At 59.2% G+C, this 19,857-nt stretch carries 16 protein-coding genes; 7 read left to right on the top strand and 9 right to left on the bottom strand.

Annotated features, from left to right (window positions below; genetic code table 11):
- The first annotated feature begins 364 nt into the window (after positions 1 to 364).
- The 6 genes from AA74_RS0103275 (at position 365) to dsbG (ending at position 5,301) form a co-directional block, all read left to right on the top strand.
- Positions 365 to 784 carry a hypothetical protein gene (locus tag AA74_RS0103275; protein WP_008501687.1) on the top strand — a complete coding sequence of 140 codons (420 nt, stop codon included), beginning with the start codon at positions 365 to 367 and terminating at the stop codon, positions 782 to 784.
- A 5-nt stretch (positions 785 to 789) separates the two neighbouring features.
- Positions 790 to 1,350, top strand: coding sequence for an RNA polymerase sigma factor (locus AA74_RS0103280; protein WP_045410249.1), 561 nt, complete (start codon positions 790 to 792; stop codon positions 1,348 to 1,350).
- Between the two features lie 87 nt (positions 1,351 to 1,437).
- Positions 1,438 to 1,809, top strand: a complete 372-nt coding sequence (locus tag AA74_RS0103285) for a hypothetical protein (RefSeq protein WP_025911044.1) — start codon at positions 1,438 to 1,440, stop codon at positions 1,807 to 1,809.
- A gap of 48 nt (positions 1,810 to 1,857) precedes the next feature.
- Positions 1,858 to 3,882 (top strand): protein-disulfide reductase DsbD, encoded by a 2,025-nt coding sequence (locus AA74_RS0103290; protein ID WP_025911046.1) that lies wholly within the window; start codon positions 1,858 to 1,860, stop codon positions 3,880 to 3,882.
- Between the two features lie 7 nt (positions 3,883 to 3,889).
- Positions 3,890 to 4,501 carry a DsbA family protein gene (locus tag AA74_RS0103295; RefSeq protein WP_023292370.1) on the top strand — a complete coding sequence of 204 codons (612 nt, stop codon included), beginning with the start codon at positions 3,890 to 3,892 and terminating at the stop codon, positions 4,499 to 4,501.
- Positions 4,502 to 4,542: 41 nt separating this feature from the next.
- Entirely contained in the window at positions 4,543 to 5,301 is a 759-nt protein-coding gene (gene dsbG, locus AA74_RS0103300) for a thiol:disulfide interchange protein DsbG (protein WP_023292371.1), read from the top strand.
- Between the two features lie 38 nt (positions 5,302 to 5,339).
- Here the strand turns inward: dsbG and AA74_RS0103305 are convergent, their stop codons facing one another.
- The 9 genes from AA74_RS0103305 to AA74_RS0103345 all read right to left on the bottom strand — a co-directional run bounded on the left by AA74_RS0103305 (position 5,340) and on the right by AA74_RS0103345 (position 18,348).
- Positions 5,340 to 6,632, bottom strand: coding sequence for a glycoside hydrolase family 10 protein (locus AA74_RS0103305; RefSeq protein WP_025911049.1), 1,293 nt, complete (start codon positions 6,630 to 6,632; stop codon positions 5,340 to 5,342).
- A gap of 7 nt (positions 6,633 to 6,639) precedes the next feature.
- A complete protein-coding gene (locus tag AA74_RS0103310; RefSeq protein ID WP_008501679.1) occupies positions 6,640 to 6,927 on the bottom strand; it encodes a VF530 family DNA-binding protein in 288 nt (95 codons plus the stop codon).
- A 94-nt stretch (positions 6,928 to 7,021) separates the two neighbouring features.
- Positions 7,022 to 9,196, bottom strand: a complete 2,175-nt coding sequence (locus AA74_RS0103315) for a glycoside hydrolase family 2 TIM barrel-domain containing protein (RefSeq protein WP_025911051.1) — start codon at positions 9,194 to 9,196, stop codon at positions 7,022 to 7,024.
- A complete protein-coding gene (locus AA74_RS0103320; protein WP_025911053.1) occupies positions 9,193 to 11,859 on the bottom strand; it encodes a PAS domain-containing hybrid sensor histidine kinase/response regulator in 2,667 nt (888 codons plus the stop codon). The genes AA74_RS0103315 and AA74_RS0103320 overlap by 4 nt, the downstream gene beginning before the upstream one ends.
- 10 nt (positions 11,860 to 11,869) lie before the next feature.
- Positions 11,870 to 12,295 carry a hypothetical protein gene (locus AA74_RS0103325; protein ID WP_025911055.1) on the bottom strand — a complete coding sequence of 142 codons (426 nt, stop codon included), beginning with the start codon at positions 12,293 to 12,295 and terminating at the stop codon, positions 11,870 to 11,872.
- Positions 12,292 to 13,686: a DUF3131 domain-containing protein gene (locus AA74_RS0103330; protein WP_025911057.1), complete on the bottom strand. Its 1,395-nt coding sequence runs from the start codon at positions 13,684 to 13,686 to the stop codon at positions 12,292 to 12,294. Before AA74_RS0103330 ends, AA74_RS0103325 begins: the two co-directional genes overlap by 4 nt.
- On the bottom strand, positions 13,671 to 15,218 hold the full coding sequence (locus AA74_RS0103335; protein WP_025911059.1) for a DUF3131 domain-containing protein: 1,548 nt from the start codon (positions 15,216 to 15,218) through the stop codon (positions 13,671 to 13,673). The genes AA74_RS0103330 and AA74_RS0103335 overlap by 16 nt, the downstream gene beginning before the upstream one ends.
- A complete protein-coding gene (locus AA74_RS0103340) occupies positions 15,215 to 16,534 on the bottom strand; it encodes a DUF3131 domain-containing protein (protein ID WP_023292377.1) in 1,320 nt (439 codons plus the stop codon). The genes AA74_RS0103335 and AA74_RS0103340 overlap by 4 nt, the downstream gene beginning before the upstream one ends.
- Positions 16,531 to 18,348 carry a glycosyltransferase gene (locus AA74_RS0103345; protein WP_021240158.1) on the bottom strand — a complete coding sequence of 606 codons (1,818 nt, stop codon included), beginning with the start codon at positions 18,346 to 18,348 and terminating at the stop codon, positions 16,531 to 16,533. The genes AA74_RS0103340 and AA74_RS0103345 overlap by 4 nt, the downstream gene beginning before the upstream one ends.
- A 281-nt stretch (positions 18,349 to 18,629) precedes the next feature.
- Here AA74_RS0103345 and opgC point away from each other — a divergent pair, with 281 nt between their 5' ends.
- Complete coding sequence (gene opgC / locus AA74_RS0103350; RefSeq protein ID WP_025911063.1) at positions 18,630 to 19,847, top strand: OpgC domain-containing protein; 1,218 nt, start codon at positions 18,630 to 18,632, stop codon at positions 19,845 to 19,847.
- Positions 19,848 to 19,857: the final 10 nt, after the last annotated feature.

Here is a 19,857-nt window from a genome sequence, read left to right on the forward strand (position 1 = left end):
TCAAGTGCGCAAAATAGGCTGGGAGAACAATTTTCAGTTTTTGTGTCTTTGTACCCCTCCGTGGGGCTTTTAGTTGTGTGGTTAAAGCTGAAATCTTAAGATGGATCACCGCAATCCAAGCTTTAAACCGCCCCAGCAGCAGCGTCAGTTCTTTCGCACAATCCCCCGAGTCATCTTCTCAGTATTTCCATCGAGCCATCCTCCTCAGGCTTTCCGTACATGAGCTGAAACGGTTAGCAGTGCGCATCGAGTATGCCAATAGAGATCACGCAAAATTTTGTCATTCACCCAAGCAATATTTCCCTCCCTCATCCGTCTACCTCATCACACGCCATAATCAATTACTGTAAACGAGGTAAACACCATGAGAGATTTTGAACTGCACGGCAGAGGTCACGGGCGCGGATTTGGTCGCCACCGTATGGGCAAAGGTTTAATCATCGGCGCGGTGATTTTCATCGTGCTCGGCCTGCTGGTGATGTCCCTGTGGAACGCCTTGCTCCCGGCGATCCTGGGCGTGAAGGCCATCGGATTCTGGCAGGCGCTGGGCATTCTGGTGCTGAGCCGCATTCTGTTTGGCGGGCTGGGTTTCCGCCCCGGAATGTTTGGCGCGCACCGCCGGATGCACGAGCGCTGGATGAATATGACGCCCGAACAGCGTGAGGCGTTTATTCAGCAGCGCCGTGAAGGATTCGGTCGCCATGGACGCGGCCACTGCGGCTGGCACGGTCATCGTGACGATAAGCGCGATGAAGCCACGCCAAAAGCGCCGGAAGCAGAGTGAGCGAGATGAAAGCCGGGGAGGCGGGCGGATCCATGCTGATGTCGGCGCTAAACGCCTGTCGCGCCCGGCTGAAAGCCTTCATTCGCGGACGGACGTCCGTGCGCGATGATGCCGACGACATTTTGCAGGAAGTGACGTATCAGCTGATGAAAGTGGAGCAGCCGGTCGAAAACGTCGCCGCCTGGCTGTTCCGCGCGGCGCGTAACGAAATGACCGACCGGGCGCGTAAAAAGCGCGAGGTGTCGCTCTCCGGCTATTTTACGGGCGAAGATGACGACGGTTATCCGGAAGACGAGCTGGCCGAAACCCTGTTCGGCGTACCGCACACGCCGGAGGAGGAGTACCTCAAAACGCTGCTGTGGGAAGAGCTGGGCCAGGCGCTGTCTGAACTTCCACCGCCGCAGCGGGAGGCGTTTGAAAAGACCGAGCTCCACGGCTACAGCATTAAAATGCTGGCAGAGGAGACCGGCGCCAGCGAACAGGCGCTGCTATCCCGCAAGCACAAGGCAGTGCTGTTTCTCCGCACGCGGCTGCGGGACGTCTATGACGCGCTGACGGGCGAATAGCGGCGGCAGACAAAACCTTACACTTCCGGCACTTGTAGATTCATCACTATCGTTTATGATCGGGGCGTCTTGTCACTCTGGAATGTTATGCGCAACCGTCAGCTCCTCGGAAAATGGCTTTTGATTATCACCTGTCTCGCGATGGCGCTTTGCCTCGTGCAGCGTGCGGTGATGCTCAACCATTTTTTACAGGGACTGGATCCGCAGATTTCGCTGAGTGCAGATGCCCCGGTTCAAACCAGCAACACTGAACAACCCGGCCCGTCGCCGTGTCAGCTCGGCGCGCACTCGCTGCTTTGCGCCCAGCCGCTGTTCTTCGACGGTGCATTACCGGCCATTATTATCTTCTTCGCGCTGCTGCAGCTGTTTACGCAAGGGCGGGCACTGGCTCCGGCGGAACAGCCCGTTCAGGCACCGCCTCCCCGAATACATCTGAAAAACTGCGTTTTCCGTGAATGAAAAACATCGTCACCGCACGATAATTTTTCACTGTTCACGGAGTACAACATGGTTAACCTCTTCAGGGGATTCGTCTTCCTGTGGCTGTCCTGCATCGGCATTGTCCATGCGGCGGACACTGGCTGGCTGGTCTCCCCACAAAACGATCACGCCCGCATCCGCTTTCAGGCGGAGAGGGAACAAACGCACGTTAAAGGCCTGCTCACCGTTGAGCTAAAGCCCGGCTGGAAAACCTACTGGCGATCGCCGGGCGAGGGCGGCGTGGCCCCGAAAATCAGCTGGCCGGACGGCGTAACGGACAGCTGGTCCTGGCCGGTACCGTCGCGTTTCGATATCTCCGGCATGACGACGCAGGGCTATCACGATAAGGTCACTATCCCGATCGTTCTCGACGGGGTGAAGGGCGACACGCTCGACGGGACGCTCACGCTCTCCACGTGCAGCAACGTCTGCCTGCTGACGGACTACCCGCTGCATCTCGATTTTACCCAGCCGGTGGATCAGGATTTCCGCAGCGCCTTCGAGCAAGCGATGCGCGCCGTGCCGGACTCATCAGGTGTGTCGTCGGATCTTTCCGCCTGGCTTTCTGACGGTAACCTGGTTGTGACGGGGACGACGGACGGAAAATGGGATAATCCGGGGATCTACTTTGACCCGCTGGAGGGCGATATTCTGCCCGGCGAGCCGGTCATTAAACACGACGGCACTGCGCTTCGGGTGGCGGTGCCCGTGACCGACGAATGGGGCGATAAACCCGCTTCGCTGGCAGGCAAAAGGCTGTCGTTTGTGCTGACCAACGGCGATCGGGCGCAGCAAACCACCATGATCGTTGGGGCAACGCCCGAAGAGACCTCCGTGCCGGACGGGACGGGAAAAATGGTGCTCTTTGCGTTATTAGGCGGGCTGATCCTCAACCTGATGCCCTGCGTGCTGCCGGTAATGGGCATGAAGCTTAACAGCATCCTGCAGGCGGGATCGGACAGGCGCGCCATCCGGCTGCGCTTCCTCGCCACCAGCGCCGGGATCCTCTCCTCCTTTATGCTGCTGGCCGGGATGGTCACCGCGCTGAAGCTGGCCGGAGCGTCGCTGGGGTGGGGCATTCAGTTCCAGAACCCGTGGTTTATCGGCCTGATGGTTGCCGTGACCTTCCTGTTTGCGCTGAACCTGTTTGGGGCGTTTGAGATGCTGCTCCCTTCTGCCGCCGCAGGACGGCTGGCGACGGCAGGGGGATCGGGGATTGGCGGCAGCTTCTGCGAAGGGATGTTCGCCACGCTGCTGGCAACGCCGTGCTCCGCGCCGTTCCTCGGTACGGCGGTCGCCTTTGCCCTTGGCGCGCCGCTGCACGCCCTGTGGCTGATCTTCCTGATGCTCGGCGTGGGCATGAGCCTGCCGTGGCTGTTCGTTGCCCTGGTGCCGAAAGCGGCCATGCTGCTGCCGAAACCCGGCCGCTGGATGAACACGCTCAGGGTCATCCTTGGCCTGATGATGCTGACCTCCAGCCTCTGGCTGGCGACGCTGTTGAGCGTGCATCTGGGCGAGGCGGTCAGCCAGATCGTGATGCTGGGGCTGACTGCCGTCGCGCTGGTGCTGTTTGCGCTAAAGGGGCAAAAATCTTCGCCGCTGTTCTGGGTGGTGGTCATCGCGCTGTCGGCGTTCGGCGGGTATCAGGTGCGCGGTCTGCTTAACGCGCCGCCTGACGCTCCGGCACAAAGCGTTGCGCAGACTATCCCGTGGCAGCCGCTCAGTGAAGAGGCTATCGAGAACGCGCTGGCGCAGGGGAAACGGGTGTTTGTGGATATCTCCGCGGACTGGTGCGTGACGTGCAAAGTTAACGAGCACCGCGTACTCAGTCAGCCGGACGTGATTGCCGCGCTGCGCCAGCCGGACGTGGTGGCCCTGCGCGGGGACTGGAGCCAGCCGTCCGCGTTTATCGCGGATTTTCTGGCGAAGCGAAACCGCTACGCCATTCCGTTTAACGCGGTGTATGGCCCCGGCCTGCCTGATGGCGAGATCCTCTCGCCGCTGCTGGACAAGCGCACCCTGGTCACCACCCTGAACAACGCAAAAGGCTAACTGTGTCATGAAAAAATTCCTTATTACGCTTCTGCTCCTGCTGGCCCCGCTTCAGGTATTCGCCGCGCAGCCGCTGACGCCGGACCAGGAGCAGCGCGCGCAGAAGACGATCGCTGATTTCCTGTTTAACGATCCAAACTCCCCGCGCATCGGCGCGAAAAACCCAAAGCTCACCCTGGTGGTGTTTACCGACTACAACTGCCCGTACTGTAAAAAATTCGATCCGTACCTGGAGAAGATTGTCGAAAAACATCCGGACGTGGCGGTGGTCTTTAAGTTTTTACCTTTCCGCTCGGAAAGTTCGCTGACCGCCGCACGAGACGCGTTAACCGTCTGGCGTGCGCATCCTGAGCAGTTTATGAAGCTGAACCACACCCTGATGGCGAAAAAGGGGTACCACGATGACGCCAGCATTCAGGAGGCGCAAAAGCGGGCGGGCGTGAGCGTGACGACGCCGGACGAGGAGAGTTTTCTGACGATCAGGCGCAGCCTCATTGTGGCGGAAAAAATGGGGATCCAGGGCACGCCCGCCACGCTTATCGGCGAGGGGCTGCTTCCCGGCTGGGTGCCGTTCGAACAATTCGACGAAATGGTCAGTGAAGCACTGAAAAACCGCTAACCTGAAGGGGGCGTAATGCCCCCGATAAACCGGAGAGGGAAATGAAAAAATTACTGTTACTTTCGGCGCTGGCGACGTCAGGGCTGGTACAGGCGGCTGAAGCCATACCGGATGTGGTGAAGCAGTTCAGCGAGCAGCAGCAGATCAACATCATCAAGAAGCTGGATGCGCCGGGCGGGGCGCCAGCCTGGCTGGGGCAGTATCAGGATATGGGCGTGACGCTCTTTCTCACGCCGGACGGCAAGCACGTGATCTCAGGTTATCTTTATGATGACAAAGGGAAGAACCTCAGCGAGGGCTACTTCCAGAAAGAGATCTACGCCCCGATGGGACGCGAGATGTGGAAGAACCTCAACGCGGCGCATCCCCTGAAGGAAGGGGCGGATAGCGCCCCGCGCAAGGTCTTTGTCTTTGCCGATCCGTTCTGTCCGTACTGCAAGCAGTTCTGGTCCGAGGCGCAGCCTTGGGTCAAGGCCGGTAAGGTGCAGCTCAATACGCTGCTGGTGGCGTTCCTCAACCCCAACAGCGGGCGCAACGCCGCCGCCATACTGAATGCGAAAGATCCGGTTTCGGCCTGGCGCGAATACGAGCTTTCCGGCGGCAAAAAACTGCCCAAGCCTGAAGGCGAGGCTTCCCGCGAAACGGTTGCGATCCTACAGAAAAATCAGGCGCTGATGGACAGCCTGGGCGCTAACGCCACGCCCGCAATTTACTATCTGAATGCGGAAAACGAGCTGCAGCAGGTGGTGGGGATGCCGGATGCGCAGCAGCTCGAGGCGATGTTCGGGCCGAAGCCGTAAAAAACCGGCAGAAACGGGCGTTTCTGCCTGCTCGTGACTTAGCTACCCCAGCGTCCACGGAGATAGTTTACCGCCTGCTGGGTCTGCGGCTGGTTCAGGTAATCTTCCCGGAACAGGATGGTGCCGTTGACGTTGGGCAGCGAATCGTTGAGATCGAGCTGCTTTTTCAGCTCCGGCACGCCGCCCTGAACCGTCCAGTCCGGCTCTTTTTTCGACGGCTCGCCAACCTTGTAGAACGCAATGCCGATATACAGGCGAGTGTGGGTCGGCTTCACCACGTCGGCCCACCATCTGGTCAGCACGTCGTAGCGCGCGGCATCCCGCGAGAAGGGCCAGTAAATCTGCGGCGCGATGTAGTCCAGCAGGCCCTGCTGCACCCACTGACGCGTATCGGCGTAGGATTCATCATAGGCCGCGGCGCCGCGGGTGTCGGAGCCTGCCGGGTCAAAGGAGCGGTTGCGCCACACGCCCGCCGGGCTGACGCCAAACTCCACGTTGGGTTTTGTCTGCTTGATCGCGCGGGAGACCTGGACAATCAGCTGCTGCGTGTTGTGTCTTCGCCAGTCGGCTTTTGAGGCAAACCCCTGGCCGTACTGCCGCCAGCTCTGCGCGTCATTGAGCGCGGATCCCGGCGATTCGGCATAGAAGTAATCATCAAACTGCACGCCGTCTACCGGGTAGTTCGCCACCACTTCGGTGACCACTTTGGTTATCCAGTCGCGCACCTCCGGAATGCCCGGGTCGAGCACAAAGCGGTCACCCGAGATGCGGACCCATTCCGGATGCTGGACATAAACGCTGGACGGCGTCTGGTATGACGTCCGGTTCAGGGCGGCGATGGTGGACGGTTTGGTGTTGGTCGATACGCGATAGGGGTTAAACCAGGCATGGACCTTCATGCCGCGCTTGTGCGCTTCATCGAGCATAAACTGCAGCGGATCGTACCCCGGATACTCACCGATGTTGCCGGTCAGCATATCTGACCACGGTAGAATCTTTGATGACCAGAGGGCCGTGCTGTCCGGCTTCACCTGGAAAAATACCGTGTTGATGCCGAGCTGCTTAAGGTTGTCGAGCTTTGCGATCAGCGCCTGCTTTTGCATCGCGATGCGCTGGTCCGCGCTGCGGCCATTCACCGAGGCCACCGGCGGCCAGTCGAGACGCGAGACGGTCGCCAGCCAGATGCCGCGCATCGGGGCGTTTGCCTGCGGCGTCGGTTTACTGACGGTGGGAAGAGGGGTAACCAGTGATTTGGGTGGTGTTGAGGAGCAGCTTACAAGTAAAAGCGCGCAGGCAGCCAGCGCACCAATCCGTTTTACGTGTCGCGTCATTTGCGTATTAGCTCTTGATAATCCTGCTGTTGGCCCAGGGATTAAAGGCGGGCGCCGCCTGCGCTGTATTTCCCTCATCGCTGAGAGAGTCCAGATACAGGGCTTCAACTTCCGCGCGCGCCCACGGGGTGCGGCGCAGAAATTTCAGGCTCGATTTAACGCTGGGGTCTTTTCTGAAACAGTTAATTTTGATGCGGTCACCCAACTCGCTCCAGCCATATTTCGCCACCAGGGCGTTGACCATCATCTCCAGCGTTACGCCATGCAAAGGATCTTTGGAAATATGTGCAGTCATAGGCGTCCGGATGTCTCGATTTTTAGGGGATTGGGGTAAACGCTGAAAGGGTACAAGAAAGCAGGGGAAGCGGCAATTTTCCTTTTCCCCTCGCTCACTTTATGACGGACTCCGTGCGCTGATTTTCGCCGACAATTTTTCCCGCGCTGTTTTCAATCGTAAACCGAATCGACACGTCGTCCTGGCCCACGGGCGTGGCCGTGACCGCTTTTATCATCGTTCCCGAGTCTGCAGCGATCGTCATCGTCGTCGTGCCTTTTGCCAGCACCTTATCGCGCTGGGTGATGCGCCAGCTCAGACGGCATTCGCGGCACGGTTTCCAGGTGTCGTTGATGGCCCACAGACGCACGGTCGCCGCCGCCCCGGATTGCCACTGCGCCGTGACGGGTTCAATGGACGGCAAAACAGGCTGGTAGGCGCGTTTTAAGGCGTAAAACCCGGCTTTAGGCTTACGCAGGTAGTCCACCACGCCCCAGTTGATGGAGGGCCAGGTTTCCACAAACATGAAGTGGAACAGGGCCGTCACCGGCTGGTAGCGCTGTCGACGGTAGCTCTCTGCCGCCGTGGCCACCAGCTGCGACTGGTACGCCTGAGTATTGCGGATCATCGCCTGAATGTTGTCCCCACGCGAAATACCGGCAAACTTAAAGGTCTGGAAGGGCTGAAAATTATGGTATTTCCAGACGGTCCAGCCGGGATCGTCAGCGGCGGTCGTTTTGGGCCAGAGCGACGCCGCCGGGATGATGGTTTTTAGCGTCGATAAGCGGGGAAGCGCCTGCGCGCCGAACTCGGTGATGATCCCCGTTTTGGCCGGAGCAAGCAGGTCGCGTACGGTACCAAAGTACCAGCCAGCCCAGTAATGCTCCTCAACGGCGGAAAAGCGGTGCACGATGCGCGAGGTATCTTCGGCAAGCGTATCCGCCACCTTTTGCGTGAGCTCGCGATTCAGATTTTTATTCCAGTCCGGGAAGCGTTTTTCCATCCACGGCGAGTTCCACGGCGGTTCGTTATGCCCGCCCCAGACGATGATGGCGGGGGAATTGCCAAACTGTTCGATCATCTCCCGCGTCTGTCGAACCGCATTTTCCGTGAAAGCCGCACTGTTGTTGTAGCCCCACTGCAGCGGAACATCCTGCCAGATCATCATGCCCATCTCATCGGCCACGTCATACAACGCACGTCCTGCAACGTGTCCGTGCACGCGTATGGCGTTGGCATTCATGGCTTCCACCAGACGAAGATCGCGACGGTATTTTTCTCGCGTCATGGTGCTGAGCCAGGGGGAACCGATGTAATTACTGCCCTTAATGAAAAGGCGTTTGTCGTTAATGAGCCAGCCCTTATTGTCGGGCTGCTCGACGATCTTGCGCAGCCCGGTGCGGGTGACCGCCGTATCCATCAGGCCGTTTTCATCCCGCAATGCCACGCGAATGGTATACAGGTGCGGTTTCCCCGTGCCGACGGGCCACCACAGTTTTGCCTTCGGCATGGGCAGCGTCAGCTGCACGGAATGGGCGCCGCTTTCGAGGGTAACCGGAAAGTCAGCCTGATAGGGCCTGCCGCTGAAGTTGGCGGGCGTGGCGGTGAGCCGCACGGTCGCCGTGCCCTGACCGAGCGCGCGATAGCGAATATCTGCTTTCAGCGCGGGGTGCATCAGCCCCTGTGACCAGTCTGGCCGCAGAATGGTCTCATCAAGGGTAGCGCCCCGGCTAAGATGCAGCCTCACCGGCGCCCAGATGCCGCCCGAGTTGGCGTCCTGTCCTTGCGGCGACCAGGCCCCGCCGGGACGCGTGTCATGCTGGTTAAGGATCCCCTTCATGACCGTTTTATGCAGCGGCCAGACCTTAGTGGGATCTTCGTAAGGGCTGTCCACCCTGACCACGAGCTGGTTGTGACGTTGTAACGCTTGACCGGCATCCAGCGAAAAGCGCTGAAAATAGCCCTCATGCTGGCCCAGCGGCTGGCCGTTCAGGGTGACCTCGGCCAGGTAATCGACGCCGTCAAACACCAGGGTGCTCATTACGTCGGGCGGCTGCACGGGCAGGGAAAACGCGTGCTTGTACCACAGCGCGCCCTGGTGATCGTACCCGGCGCTGTACCAGTTGGCGGGGACCTGAAGCGGGCGCCAGCCTGATGCGGCAGGATGCGCGCTATCATTGGCATCCTGAACCTGCCATTCTCCGGCCAGAGACCAGCTGACCGGCGCAGCGTTCGCCACCGTGTGGGTGGTCAACAGGGCAACGAGCAGCGCGCAGTTGCGAGTCATCATGCGTTTACCCCGCGCGCGTTGAGCCACGCCATCAGGCGCAGCGATTCCTTTTGTAGCTGCTGGTTTAGCGCCGCAAGCTGTTGTCCCTCCAGCGTGTGCGCCTCGCTCTCGAGCGCCTGCAGCTGACGGGCGAGTCGCCCGAAATCCAGCGTGACGGCTTCTCCTCGCAGCTTGTGGGCGGCGCGGCGCAGCGCTTCACGATCGTCGCTGTCTATAGCCAGGGTGATGGCCTTCATGGCCTCCTCCAGCCCTTCGCCAAAGAGGGCCAGCAGTTCCTGGACCAGAGCAGGGTCGTCAGCGCACTGCTTCAGCAGGCGTGCTTCATCCGGGAAGGCGGAAGGGTCATCGTGGCGCGGGAGCACGCGAGCAATCTCCTCAGCGAGACGCTCCTGGCTGATGGGTTTGGCAATGTAGCCGTCGAAACCCATCTGAAGACAGCGCTCTTTATCCCCCTGCATGGCGTGTGCCGTCATGGCGACGGTGGGCTGCGCCGGTCCGGGCCGGGCGCGTTCTTCTTCACGCAGCAGGCGAATGGCGGTCTCACCGTCCATCTCTGGCATCTGAAGATCGATCAGCAAAACGTCCCACACGCCCGCGCGCCAGCGTTCCAGCAGCGCGACGCCATTATCGACGATCTGACAGGTGTGCCCGAGCCGCTCAAGCAGGCGCGCGGCGACCTTCTGGTTGACCAGATTATCTTCCGCAAGCAGGACCCTGAGCCCGGCCGTGTCCGGCGCGACGGTGGGCGCGGGCGCGCTTTCACTCACCGTCTTTGGTGCACGTTCAAACGCCGCGGCAATCGCCTGATGCAATTCATTCTGGGCGATAGGTTTGTGCAGGTAGTTCTGGATACCGATCCGCTTCAGCATATTGATATCAAAATGTCGGCTCATGGAGCTCAGCATGATGATATGGCTTTCAGCAACCTGCGGCAGCACCGAAAGTTCGAGAGCCAGCGACACGCCGTCCATATCCGGCATCTGTGCGTCCAGCAGGATCAGGGGCCATGCCGTTCCGGTTTTAACCCGGTTGATGGCCTCGCTGGCGTTATTAACGCAGGTGGGTTTAAGCCCCATCTGGCTAAGCATGGCGGCCAATAGCCGCAGGTTGGTCGCGTTATCATCAACCACCAGCACGGGTTCCCCGTTAAAGCGATGGCTATGCCGGCGTTCCTCCGGGCCGGGCGCCTGGGCCGCAAGCGGCAGCACGAAGGAAAATTCGCTGCCTTTCCCCGGCTCGCTGGAGACCGTTAATTCGCCGCCCATCGCCGCGACCAGTCGCGCAGAGATGGTTAGCCCGAGCCCCGTACCACCATAGCGTCGGGTGGTTGAGTTATCCGCCTGGCTGAAGGCTTCAAAAATGGCTTTCTGCTTATCTGCCGGTATGCCAATGCCGCTGTCGCACACCCGGAAACGCCATCGATCCGCGCTATCCGCGGGCTCAACAATCAGGATAACTTCCCCCTGATGGGTAAATTTCAGCGCGTTACCCAGCAGATTGGTCAGGATCTGGCGCAGCCGCGCGCCGTCGACCAGCAGCACGTCGGGAACGTCGGGCGCAATATCGACCAGCAGCTCAATGCCTTTTTCGCTCGCCCCCGGCATGTGGGGGCGAATAAGCGACTGAATGAAGGGGCGGACCGGGACGGGCTCCGCCTCCAGCTCCACTTTGCCGGCTTCAATCCGGGAAAAGTCGAGAATGTCGTTGATGATATGCAGCAAAGACTGGGCAGAACTCATCACCAGCGTCAGGTAATCGCGCTGATCGGCACTGAGAGAGGTATCGAGGCACAGCTGGGTCATGCCGATAATGCCGTTCATGGGGGTACGAATTTCATGGCTCATATTCGCCAGGAACGCGCTTTTTGCCTCATTGGCTTTTTGTGCCTCAATGGCCGAGGCGAACGCCTGAATTTCAGCCTCCTTGCGGCGCGTAATATCCTGCAGCGTGCCAATCACGCGCTCGGCGTTTCCCTCAATGGAGAGCGTGACCACCTGGCCGGAGAGCAGCATCCAGCGCAGACCTTCGGTAGGGTGATGCACGCGAATTTCACATTCAAAGACCGGACGATGATCCTGCTTCGACGCGTGCAGCGCCTTGCGCAGCGCAGCGCGATCGTTCTCGTGGACCTGATTGAGCAGAAAACGCACCGGATATCGCCACTGGGTGCGCGACTGGCCCAGCATGGCAAGCAGGGTATCGTTGACCTGGAGCGTGTCGCCAGACACCTGCCAGTCCCAGATTCCGATATGGATGGATTCTGCCGTCAGCAGAAAATCGACATGCAGCTGATGACGCGCCCGCTGCGCTTCATCCAGCTCCGTGACATCGCTGTGCAGGCTGACAATGCCGCCGTCCGCAAGGCGCTGGTGCTGGACGAAGATCCGCCGCTGGCCTGCCTGCCGCACTTCGCAGTGTTTATCCTGCCGACAGTTGCGCACGATCGACTCGCGCAGCGTCTGGCGAAGGCCAGGGTCGACGTTGTAAACGGCGTCGATAAAGCGTTCCGCCAGCGACTCCAGCGTTGTGCCCACCTTCAGCCACGGGGTGATGACCGGATAAAAAAGGGCCACGTTGTGATTCCAGGCCTGCAGGCGTTCCTCGCGGTCATAAATCATGACGGCGGCCGGCAGCGCGTTAAGATCGTACGTGAATGCGCTCATCGTGATCCTCCTACGCGCGGTAGTGCAGTTCTGCCTGTCGGCGCAGGTATTCCAGCCCGGGCGCGATCGCCATGGCCCAGGCCGTCAGGATCTCATCGTCGCACTGCGGATCGCGCAGGCTCACGGTGTTCAACATCGCTTCGCGCCACAGGGCGAAAAAACGCGGCGGGAGGTGGAGACCGTCGTCGCTTTGCTCCCGCGCCAGGCGCTCGAGAAAATCAGGCACGATTAACGCGCCGTCTACCGCAAGCATGGCGAAGAAACTCTTAAACAGAGTCTGCTGACCCTCGCTATCCGGCAGGCAAGAAAAATGCTGCTCCGTCTCGGGTGACATATGGACGAAGGCGTCATAAAACGTCTGAAAAAACGCCGTTTTATCATTATCCGGAAAGACGCGGTTCAGACTGGATTCAAACAGATCGCGGTAAAATTTCACGGCGTCCTCCTTACGGCGTTTTCGCCCGGTAGACAGTGCCCGACGGGCGTATAGTCATCTGCCACACGGCGCGTAAAGTAGCTCTCTTTTTTAGCCCGGCGGGCGTCAAACAGGGGGCCCGCGTTGTGTTTAAAGAACAGGGCTTCCAGCACCGTGGCATTGGTGGAAAGGGTGAGCGCAGCGTTAGTATCGCCCGTGGCTTCCTGGCGGCCTTCGTACCAGCCTTTTTGCGGATCGTTAAGATGCTTTGTCACTGCCATCAGCACGTCGGTGTACGGGGTGTCCCACAGGGCCCACAGGGCAAAGACCGCCTTGGTCGATACCTGCGCGAAACGGGTGTAGTCCCGGCCATCGTCACCGACAGAGTTCCAGGCATAGCCATTTCCCCAGACCGTATCCTGGATATGCCAGGGCGCCTGCGGGAGCGAGAAATCTGCCCTGGCCGTCAGGATCTTATCGGTCTCCCAGCGGCTCTTCTGGCTCAGCCAGACGTTTTCGGCCTGCTTGCGCAGGTGCTTTTGCCGATCGGCCGCAACGCCTTCGGGCTCCCAGCCAAACTCCAGGCCCGGCAGCATATAGGGAAGGGTAGTAATCAGAGAGGGCTGCCACGTGGTGCGCGGATCCCGGGCATCGACGGCCAGACGCCGCTGGGCGATGATGACGTGGTGCGCCGGGGGCGTAAACGCTTTCTCCGGGGAAAACCCCCACAGCTGAAACGCCGTTGCGGCATATTCGCTCTCGCCCAGGCGCAGCTCCTCGCGCACCACCGGCTGGCCGTTTTGCAGGGAAGATGACCACAGTTCGCCTTCTCCGTCGATGACCGGACAGAAATTCCAGCGCAGGATGATTTTATCGAGGTATTCGCTGTACTGCGGTTCCCGCTCTGCGGTGAGGCGCAGGGCGAGCATCAGACGCGCCATATCGCGCGCGGACCAGCCATTTTTAACGGGCTTGCCGCTAAAGTCGATCGGCGTCGCCGTCTGGCTGGAATAGAGTCGCCCGGGCGTCCGGGCCTCGGTCAGCATCAGGCGGTTGAGGGTGCCCATCAGCCGCGTCAGGCGAGCGTCATACTCGGCCTCCTCAATCAGCCCCAGCTCTTTGGCCGCCAGCAGGGCGATAAGCGTATCGCCCATTTGCCAGAGCGTGACGCGGGGCTGTTTGTCGCTGCCGTTGACCAGCCCGGTTTGCGGCTGGGTATTATTGACGAAATAGCGCCAGGCGATCGCCGCCCACGTCTGCTCTTCCGGCGTCAGGGCGGCAATGCGCGCGCTGGAGTGCCAGCCGCCACTGATGAGCCAGCGCCAGCCTGCGCCCTGATGGGCAAACAGCGCAAAGACGATCGCGCCTGCAAGGAGTAATCCCGCAAGCCCTCTGGCTATGGTTTTAAGCATTGCGCAGTCACCGGAGGCAGTTTAACGGGCTCGTCCGCGCTGCATGACGCGCACTGACAGGCCTGGCAGGCGGGTTTGGTGCGCTGCGTGACGCCGGTCCGGTCGCACCAGCTTTTTACGGCCGGGGTGCTGGCAAGGAACGGGCGGCTGCGCAGCGCGTTGTTCTCTTCAAACTGATCGAGCAGCTTTCGATCCCACAGAGACGGGGCAAAATCTTTGCTCTTCGGGTTGTCGGTATTGAAGGCCAGCAGTTTCCCCTCTTTTTTGAACAACAGGGCCTCCAGCATGATGCCGTTATTGTTCGCGGTGAACTCTTTGATCGGGCCGTCGCCGTTTTCATACAGCCCTTCGTAGTAGCCTTTTCCCTCTTCGTTGGCGTTCTCAATGGTGTTCAGCAGGCGGTCGGTATAGGGGGAGTTCCACAGCACCCACATGCCCAGCGCCGCCTTCAGCGATATCGCGGCAGCGTTAGGGACGAACTGGCCTTTATCGGTAATGGTGTTCCAGTTGTACCCGTCGCTGAAGACGGTGTCATAGACGAAGTAAGGGGCCTTATCGAGCTGGTGCTCGGAGCGCGCGGTCAGGACGCCGGTAATGGTATAGCGGTTCTCCTGAGCCTGATAAACGCGGTCGGCAAAGTTTTTCATCCACGTCAGGGAGTAGTCGCGCGGGGCGTTATCCCGGTCGGTCGGTTTATCAAAGCCGAACTCCAGCCCGTAGAGCAGGTAGGATTCCGTCACCACGTAGTTATGCTGCGACGTGTTGCGCGGGTCGCGCGTATCGTACGGGACCAGCACGCAGTAGATCTCGGCCAGCTCGTAAGGCTGCGGACGGCTGGCTTTGCAGGTATTGAACCCCCACAGCTGGAAACCGGCCGCGCCGTACTCTTCATAGCCCAGTCGACCTTCCTGAACGTACTTCGGCTGGCCGTTCTCCAGATAGGCTCCGTACAGCGTGCCGCAGGGGTCGATCGCGTGGCTGAAATCCCAGCTGAGCACCACGTTATCAATGCTGTTGCCGTATTCCGGGTAACGCTCCTTGATGATTTTCAGCCAGACCAGCATTCGCCCGATATCCAGCGCCGAGAAGCCAATTTCGCCGGGCTTGTTGGTGTAGTCCACCTTCTGGCCGCTGATGGTGTTATAGGCCTTGTTGGGCAGCTCGTTGCGGAACAGTACCAGGGTGTTTAACGTGGCGAGAAACTTCAGCATCCGGCGGTCAAATTCCGCTTTATCAATGATCCCCAGCTCGCGCGCCGCCGTCAGGGCGGCCAGATAGGAGGCGCTGTCCCACATGGTGGTGGAGGGATATTTGTTGACCGCATTCACCAGGCCCGTCGTGGGCTGATAGTTGGTGACGAAATACTGCCAGGCGTTTTTGGCGATGGTCATCTCTCGGGCCGTCAGCTCGCCGCTGCGCGGGGAGTAACCTGATGCAGGAAGCTCGGTGTCCGCACGCACGGTCGATAGCGCCAGCCAGCAGATCGTTATTCCCGTGAGCAGGTGGAAAAGGATCGGGGATCGTGGCTTCATGGCGTTGCTCCTGCTGAGGGGGATGTGTAGAGGCAGGCCAGACAGAGCATCTGGCCATGCGCGATGTAAGACAGACTTTCCAGCACAATGGCATTGGTATCGGCGTCCACGACGGCATTGACGCTGTTGTTGAGATTTAACCCGCGCTGCCAGCCTTTACCCGGCACCTGAAGCGGCAGAACCTGCTGGCGCAGCGCTTCGCTCCAGCTGTTGCGGAACAGGGCATACCAGGCAAACGCGGTGCGGGTGGAGGTCATCGCCACTTTCTCCGGCACCTCGTCGCGCAGGTTACGCGCCTGAACCGGCTGCCTGTCCGGCAGATCGTTAACGTAATCCGGCGCGGGTTCGGCATAATCCGTGCTGACGGGGGGTTTTGGCGCGCGCAGGCCGTGGCGCCGCTGCTGGATCTGCATAATCCGCCACGCAATTTCAGCGCTCTGCGCATCAAAGCCCAGCTCAAGACCGGTTAACAGATAGGGGAGGCTGATCAGCGAGGTTTGCTTGCCCCAGGGCGTGCGAAGCCCTTCATCGGGCACCATTACGCCATCCAGATCGATCATCTTTTGCCCTTCAGGCGGGTTGGTCACCGCGAGTCCTGCCGCGCTGTCAATCAGGCGCAGCGTATGGCTGGCATAGAGACGGTAGCCAAAAGTGTCCCGCTGTTCATCGTCGGCCAGCGTCCAGTGGTGGAGCGGCACCGCAGCCTGGCTTTGGGTGTTATTTTCAATCAGCGCCGCGGTGCGCCACACGCTCAACAAATCGCGGATGGCCGCCGCGTGCTGGGGATAGCGCCACAGCAGGGTCTGTAATGCCGTCAGCAGCCGGCTCAGACCGATTGCGGAGGCGTCAGGTTTGCCCAGGATCTTGAGCGTGTCCGCATGGTAATAGGCGGCGGGGAGACCTTTGTCATTGAGCGGCAGTTGCCCCAGCGTGAACACGGCGGTGCTGACCCTCTCGTCAAACTCATCGGCGGATATGATATTGAGCTGCTCTGCGGCAGCGGTCGCAAAGAGGTAGCTTCCCACGCTCCAGAGGCTCAGCCAGGGTTCACCGTCGCTGGCGTTCGCCAGCCCGTTTGGCTGGGTATTATTCACGTAGTATTGCCAGGCGACCCGCGCCCAGATGGCTTCGTCATAGGTCAGCGCCCGTGTTGTGGGCAGCGGCGGGAAGTCTTTACTGAGCGCGATGCCGCCGCTGCTTTCCACGCGCGTGGGCATCTGTTTCTCCACCCAGACCACAATGGCAAAGCCGATCAGGAAGCCGAGCAAAATGGTGAGGTAGCTGCGCGCGGGCAGCAGGGCATCACGTATCCTCATTGGGTGACCTCGTCCTCTTCAGCGGGCGTCCACATGGCCGCGAAAATCAGCGGCAGCATGGCGGCGATGTTCACCCCTCCCCAGAAAATATTGATGACGTAGCCGGAGGGGTCGTCCACCTGTCCACGCGCCACCTGGATACCGCCCCAGATAAGCCCTGCGAGGGTCAGCACCACGATGGCAATCTGCGGCTTCACCAGGTAGAGAAAACGGCCCGTCTGCCGCTCTTTTGGCGTGACGTGAAATTTGATCTGCTCGCCCCGCAGCACCGTATTGAGCGCGCGCAGGTTCATGGAAAAGAAGGAGAGGTATGAGGCCCTGCCGTCCCAGGCCGAGATCCCCCAGGTGCCGAACATAAACGCCAGTTCAGAGAAGATAAAAAACGGGAGAAAGTGGAGATAGAACGGCGTCGACCAGGCGGACACCGGCGGAATGCCGGTGAACAGATAGATAATGGGCGAAATCAAAAACACCGTGTTCCACACGCAGGCCATGTATGACCAGAAGGTGGTGGCATACATCAGCGTCTGGGGGAGTGAAAGCCTGAAGCGGCGACGGCTGAAGATGTTGTCATGAAACAAAATATCCAGCGAGCCGGCGGCGTACTTAAAGCGCTGGATCATCCAGGTGAGCATATCCTGCGGAGAGAGCATCTTCGACTCAACCCGCGGATGCATAACCGAGCGCCAGCGCCGTGCGGCGTCACCGTGCAGCAGCACCGAGGTGTAAATATCTTCCGAGACGTGGAATTTGTAGGGGGTAAGCTCGGTGTCAAACGCCACGTGCGGACGCATTGCATTCTGCAGCGCGTCCCGGGTCTCCTCATCGCGAATGTCGCGCGTATGACGATGGATCTCCTCTTCGACGGACCAGACATAGCTTCTTAGCGCGGCCTGCATGACCGCCTCGCGACGATGAATGGACGCTGCGCCGCAGCAGAAAGCCGCGTTCGCCCAGTTGCGCCGCCGCAGGATCACGTCATAGAACATGCGCGGATCGTTAAAAAACGGGTCGCGGCCAATCGTGATCGGGCCAACACACTTTTGAATCAGCCAGCCCAGACCGTAGCCCACTTTTCCGGCTTTTCGCTGGCCCCAGCGCGACAGGTTTTCTCCTTCCGGAAGATCGAAGAACCACTGCGGCGTCTGTACCCAGGCCACGTCCGGATCGCGAAAATAGCCCAGCGTATGGCTGAGCAGGGTGGGAAATACCCGGGTGTCGGCGTCGCAGATAACAATAAAATCGCCGTCGGTTTGCTCAAGGCCGTTGCGCAGGTTGCCGGCCTTAAAGCCGATGTTGGTCTGGCGAGTGATATAGTTAACGCCTTCCTCTTCGCAAACGGCTTTCATCTCGGGGCGGCGGCCGTCATCAAGCACGTGGATGCGGTAGTCAATCGGGAACGGGTACGCCATCTTCAGGGCGTCGCGAATGGACAGCCTGACCAGCTCGGTGTCTTCCGAGTAGGTGGCAATGAACAGATCCACCTTGACGGGACGGGGCTCTACGGCCTCCTCAGGCGACAGGCATTCGTTAATTTCGCCGGGCGGCGGACTCTGAGGAGGATCCTGTTCTTTCCACAAATTGATGGTAAACAGCACGGTGCCAATCCACGCCAGGGTTTCGGCGAGGACCAGCGGAATGGCATACCATAATGCGTCAGTATTCAGGGAGGCGGTCCAGCGCCAGTAAATATAATTGGCACCCAGAATAAGCGCCGCGACCGCTAATACCTGCCAGGTGAACATGACCCAGCGCGGTGTTGTTAACGGTTCCGGAGGACGACGATGTTCAAAACGGGAAAAATAAAAATCCATAGTTCCGGCGTTCCTGATTCCGTGAAAATGCAGACCCATTCTGCTGCGCAGACAGTTGCCCAAAAGCGAAAGAAAATAGCGATTAAACAAGATTTAAGATAAGTGTAGAACGCCGAATAAAAGTGTCCAGCCACGTTTTTATTAATATTTAGCGGTGGTTAATTCAGCTTAAATTCTGCTTAATGATGTTTCATCTGCCGTCGATAAATTGCGGTTACTATTCCTTTAGGCTATCTACTTTATTTAGACCTTAATTTTCGTTTTCAGGCAAAGGACACCCTATGAGCCATGTTGCGCCGTCGGTAGCGCAAGAAGATGACGCTAAATCAACAGCATGGCGGTATGCCGTTGCAGGTGCCAGGGACCTGAGAATCGACTTTATGCGCGGCATTGCCCTCGTCATGATGGTCGTGGCGCATACGGAGGTGATGTCGGTATTTAATATATTCTCCTGGGAGCGTTTTGGGTTAACAACCGGTGCAGAAGGTTTTGTTATTCTCTCGGGGTTTATGCTTGGCATGCTGAACCGCGCGCGTCTGCAAAAAGTGGTTTTGCTCACGGTTTCCTGGGGGCTTTATCTCAGGGCATGGAAAATATATCGTGTAAATATCATTATCATAGTGTCGTTTATTCTTCTGGCCTATATCCCACATATTAATGTTTTCGAGGTCACCCATTTTACCGACCGTTTTTCGGGTGAAAGCTGGTCGCTTTATCCGGTTACGCCGCAAATAAAAGAGACCTGGTTCAACATTATCCTCTATTTGCAGATTGGCCCTCATCAGACGCAAATTCTGGGGCTGTATATCTTTTTACTGCTACTCAGCCCGCTATTTTTGGGGATGCTGCAGAAAGGAAAAGTCTGGTGGCTGCTGGGGCTGTCGCTGCTGGTGTACAGCCTGTGGCAGCGCTGGCCGCTTCGGCTGACGCCGTCGGAATTCGAATTTGCCTTCCCGCTGCTCGCCTGGCAGTCCATCTTTGTGCTGGGCATGGCCAGCGGCTGGTATAAAGCCGAACTGCTCTCTTTCGCCCGGACGCCTCCGGGGAAAGGGGTGGTAGTGGCGCTGGTCATGGTGTCGCTGATGCTGGGATTTGTCGCCCAGAACCATACCAACCCGTTTATGCCGCCCGCGCTGCTGATGCACGTCATCCCGCCTGACAGCTTCAATTCGTTTTATCACACCTGGGCGGCGAAGAACGGGCTGGGCCCGGTGAGGGTGTTAAACGATATTGCCCTGATGGTCACCGTCTACCTGGTGCTGACGTATTGCTGGACGCCGCTCAATCGCCTGCTGGGATGGTTCCTGATCCCGCTCGGCCAGCACTCGCTTTATACCTTTATTTTGCATGTGTACGTGGTGCTGCTGGTGAGCCAGTTCATCACCTTCGACTTATGGCGACATGCCTGGATAGAGAACACGTTAGTGCATGCGGCGGCACTGGGTATTTTGTGGCTGATGGCAAAATACGACGTCGGCGCACGCTGGATACCTAACTAAGGATGGCGGT

Source organism: Enterobacter sp. 5-4 (assembly GCF_000612205.1).
GTDB lineage: Bacteria > Pseudomonadota > Gammaproteobacteria > Enterobacterales > Enterobacteriaceae > Enterobacter > Enterobacter roggenkampii.